The organism is Synechococcales cyanobacterium T60_A2020_003 (assembly GCA_015272205.1).
In the GTDB taxonomy this organism is placed as follows: domain Bacteria; phylum Cyanobacteriota; class Cyanobacteriia; order RECH01; family RECH01; genus JACYMB01.
The window spans coordinates 1-4,293 of the sequence record JACYMB010000349.1; the positions used below are offsets into that span (position 1 = coordinate 1).

The 4,293-nt window shown below is 49.1% G+C and carries 4 protein-coding genes; all 4 read right to left on the reverse strand.

What is annotated here, in order from left to right; genetic code table 11:
- Positions 1-174 precede the first annotated feature (174 nt).
- Complete coding sequence (locus tag IGR76_17260; protein MBF2080209.1) at positions 175-498, reverse strand: hypothetical protein; 324 nt, start codon at positions 496-498, stop codon at positions 175-177.
- Positions 499-697: 199 nt separating this feature from the next.
- Positions 698-1,246 carry a 6,7-dimethyl-8-ribityllumazine synthase gene (locus tag IGR76_17265; GenBank protein ID MBF2080210.1) on the reverse strand — a complete coding sequence of 183 codons (549 nt, stop codon included), beginning with the start codon at positions 1,244-1,246 and terminating at the stop codon, positions 698-700.
- A 75-nt stretch (positions 1,247-1,321) separates the two neighbouring features.
- Positions 1,322-2,041, reverse strand: a complete 720-nt coding sequence (locus IGR76_17270; GenBank protein ID MBF2080211.1) for an HAD family phosphatase — start codon at positions 2,039-2,041, stop codon at positions 1,322-1,324.
- A 179-nt stretch (positions 2,042-2,220) separates the two neighbouring features.
- Positions 2,221-3,384 (reverse strand): RNA polymerase sigma factor RpoD, encoded by a 1,164-nt coding sequence (rpoD, locus tag IGR76_17275; protein ID MBF2080212.1) that lies wholly within the window; start codon positions 3,382-3,384, stop codon positions 2,221-2,223.
- Between the last annotated feature and the right edge of the window lie 909 nt (positions 3,385-4,293).

Here is a 4,293-nt window from a genome sequence, read left to right on the forward strand (position 1 = left end):
GTCCGTTCTGAAAGCACACCTGGCAGTACAACCCCCATAGTTTCACCTGCACCTGGCGATCGCTCCCATCCTTTCCAACTCAAAGCGCGTTGACGAAGTCTCTGCGCGCGTTGACGAAGTCTCTGCGGAGCAGAATCGCCCGTTGAGAGGAGAGTGCGATCGCACTTTGAGCAATCACTGCTCTTGTGCCTGGTCAGGCCGCATCAGGTAGTCCAGCAAACGATCCATGCGTTCAATCGCACCCTGATTACTCCGAATAATGTCGCCTAGTTCGGCAATCGATTCACTACTGCGACGGCTGACTTCCAAGGCATTGCGGCCAGTCTCCAATGCGCTACGGCTCATTTCTAAGCCATTACGGCTGACTTCAATCAGTTGGGCAATGTTAGCGGAGTTCTTATCGATCGCCTGCAACGTAGCACTGACCGCTAATTTCAGGTCAATAATGTTGTCTTCTGCGCGATCCATCCGATTGGGTAAATCATTGGATTGAGTCATAGTTAAGCACCTGCCCCTGAGTCAATTCTAGGCGCTCGCCCCTATCCACCAACAGCAGGCGCGATAGCTTTATGGTGTTTCTAGCAGAATGTTTTGGAGTGCCTTTGGGCGATCGCCTACTCGAAATGATAGAAAAATTACTAAAGGAAAGCCAAGAACAAGTGCTGAGTTTTGTCCGCGCGCTCTACAAAACGCCCGCCTAGGTAGCCTCCTTATACGCAGGCAACGAAGCAGATATACCCGGTTCCAAACTCTTCGCATCTCCCCCCGCATTGCGAATTTCCCGCATCAGGCTCGCCATCTCGATCGCACTCATGCCGTATTCCCAGCCCTTGTTGCTCTTGATTCCGGCGCGTTCCAGGGCTTGCTGCATCGTGTCCGTTGTAACGATGCCAAAAATAATCGGAACTCCGGTTTGAAACGCTGAGGCTGCGATACCCTTGGAAACTTCGGCAGCAACGTAATCAAAATGAGGGGTTTGCCCCCGAATCACCGCACCAATGCAAATTACCGCATCGTAGCGACGACTTTGGGCAAGCTGGTGGGCGACCATCGGAATTTCAAAACAGCCCGGAACCCAGGCATAGTCTACTTGCGTACCGTAGGGATCGGGATCAATGCCGTGGCGTTTGAGGCAGTCCTGGCACCCTTCCAACAATTTGCCCGTGACCAGGTCGTTAAATCGCCCCACCACGACCGCAAAACGAAACGAGCTAGCCTGTGTGAAGGAACCTTCCAAAATTGCCATACGTTACCCGTGTCCTCATTACGCTACAAAGTATAGATTCAAAAAGGTGCCTTCTGCACGTTTACATCCTGCGATCTATGCGGCGACGGATCGTTCTTCGCCAGCAAACCAGCGCTGAATGCGCTCTAGTTCCAACTCATTGAGGTAATCAACGGCCCAATTAGCTCGACGCTGCATCATGTGAAAGGGGTACGTGTTTGCAACACCAACCACAGAAATTCCAGCTTTTTTAGCCGCTTGGATGCCTGCAAAGGTATCTTCAAGGGCTAAGCACTCTGACGGTTTTAGCTTTAGGGTCGGGTTGAGCTGATTTAGGCGCTCTACGGCTAGCAAATATCCGTCTGGGTCAGGCTTGCTGGATGAAATTTCATCTCCGGCTACAATCACGGAAAAATAATCAGCAAGTTTAGCGCGTTGAAGCACGAGTTCGATTTCGGCGCGAACCGCTCCACTGACAATGGCCAGGGAAATGTGGGCAACGCGCAGTTGATAAATAAAATCCGTTAACCCTGGAAACGTAGGCAATACGTCCAGTTGCGCGAGTTGCGCCTGATATGCCTGCGTTTTTTTCAAAACGAGCTGGGATAAATAATCATCACTGACGACCCGTCCCTGGCGCATGAGGAGATCTTTCAGACAGGCGCGATCGCTCCGCCCCAGGCAAACTTGCTGGTATTCACCTGGGCGAAGTCGGAGGTTTTCACCTAGCAAAATATCGTTTAAAAGCTGCTCATGAATCCGCTCATCGTTGATGATGACGCCATTAAAGTCAAACAAAACCGCTTTCAAAGTCATAATTAGCGTCGATTACTTCCCCGCACGTCAACCGTTTCCATTATCTCTTAAACGTCTAGATGCGTAGTAATCCAAACGTTACGACTAAAACCGATCTCGAAAACACCAGGCAGCCCGCGAATCGACAAAAAAGAGGCGAGCGGTTAACTCACCTCCTTACAAAATCATCGGCTAAAGCCTTATCGGATATATTCCTTCAGAACGCTGTTGCGGTTGGGATGGCGCAGCTTACGCAGAGCCTTTGCCTCAATTTGACGAATCCGCTCACGGGTAACATTGAAGATTTGCCCAATTTCTTCAAGGGTCTTCATGCGCCCGTCATCTAAGCCATAGCGTAGACGCAGAACATCCCGTTCACGGGGGCTGAGCGTTCCAAGAACCCCTTCCAAATCTTCACGCAGGAGATTCTTAGAGACCTGATCCTCTGGCGTTTCGCCATCAGACTCAATAAAGTCACCAAGGCGCGAATCCTCTTCCTTCCCGATGGGAGTCTCCAGCGAGATGGGAAGCTGAGCCGATTTAGCAATAAACCGTAGTTTCTCGATGGTCATCTCCATCCGAGTGGCAATTTCTTCCTCAGTAGGCTTACGCCCCATTTCCTGGGAAAGAAGCTTCGTGGTTTTCTTAATCCGCGAAATAGTTTCGTACAGGTGAACCGGAAGGCGGATCGTCCGTGACTGATCAGCGATCGCCCGTGTAATCGCCTGACGAATCCACCACGTTGCGTAGGTTGAGAACTTATATCCTTTCTCGTGGTCGAATTTCTCAGCGGCACGGATTAGACCAAGGCTACCTTCCTGGATTAAATCCTGGAACGACAGACCACGGTTCATGTACTTCTTCGCAATGGAAACCACCAGACGTAGGTTTGACTGAACCATCTTGTCCTTCGCGCGACGCCCAATATGGAGCCGACGACGGAATGGAAACAGTTCCATGCCAACAGCCTCAGCCCACTCGGCATCCGTTGGCTCCCGATCCAGCTTTTCAACAAGCTGCTCGTGAACCTGCTCCAGCTCCAGCAAATCCGCAATTTTCCGTGCTAGCTCAATTTCTTCATCGGCTCTCAGCAACCGAATCCGCCCAATTTCTTGCAGGTATAGGCGAATTGAGTCCTCAGTGTAGTGCTTCTTTTTCGTTTGAGCACGGCGACGGGTTGCTTTTCCCTTAGTCGCAGAGCCATCACCGTCTTCGTCTGCCTCTGCCTGCATATCGAAGAGATCGTCTTGCTCCTCATCAACGTCCTCGCCTTCAATGGTGTCTACACCATCAACATCCCCTAGAAGTGCTACGCCCATATCAGATTGCTCTATGGTTCCGAGTGCGTTGTTAGCTTGGGTCATGCCGCGCTCCTCATGCTCCTTTGAATCAAAGTTAAAAAGAAATATTGGACAGTCGTTTAGTCATTTCGACAACTACAATCGCGCTAGCCTGAACAGACATTTAGAGCGTCACCCCTGACCGAGTTTACGAAACATGGGTGAAACGCTGAACTGCCTTCGGGCATCGACCCAATAAACGTTATGGCCGTGCTGGCGCTATTGGACATCACCGATACCTGATGTTCACTACTTGACTCTGTTATAACCCGCTATCCGGGAATTCATCCTTTTTAGCACAGTCATAGGACATCAAATAACGGAAAATGCTTGGGAAATAAATAATTTACTGGTACTGATGTGGGCTAACTGCATTTGGGCAGACTGTCCACTCTGCTTTGAAGTGTTGCCCTACTCTAAAGTAGCAAAAGTTTATCCATCGGCAAGGATTAATCCAAAGATATATGTCTATCAATAATTAAAACTACATAGCAAACAGTTGATACAGCCTCTCCATTTTAGATGCATCCGTCACCTACCGAATCACTCTCGGTGATTAAACATACAGTAGCTACTGAGGGTTTACAGAGTGAATCTCAGGGTTGAAAATGGCGGGAATCTGAGCTTAGCGCATACATCCTAGGGTTGCGATCCAGGGGTAGGCCATGGGGAATATCCCATCCAAAGGGTAGTCAAAGGAATAGGTATTAACTATGAATACCTGATTTGGATTAAAAAAAATTAATCGGTTCTATTTTTAGAGAATTCAACACAAATTATTCTGAATCTACTGCTTTGGACAAAGTTTGCGAAACGTTCAGAATATTTTGAATATGCTGGAATAAAAATAGACTAAGCCTCTACGTAAGAGTGGGAGAAATATAGCGCTAGCCATATCGGTTAGGACATTTTGGTGGGGAGGCTTCGCCTCCC

Excerpts from the sequence above, each read along its gene's own strand:
- IGR76_17260 (MBF2080209.1), bottom strand. The coding sequence starts at position 498 with ATGACTCAATCCAATGATTTACCCAATCGGATGGATCGCGCAGAAGAC.
- IGR76_17265 (MBF2080210.1), bottom strand. The coding sequence starts at position 1,246 with ATGGCAATTTTGGAAGGTTCCTTCACACAGGCTAGCTCGTTTCGTTTT.
- IGR76_17270 (MBF2080211.1), bottom strand. The coding sequence starts at position 2,041 with ATGACTTTGAAAGCGGTTTTGTTTGACTTTAATGGCGTCATCATCAAC.
- rpoD (MBF2080212.1), bottom strand. The coding sequence starts at position 3,384 with ATGACCCAAGCTAACAACGCACTCGGAACCATAGAGCAATCTGATATG.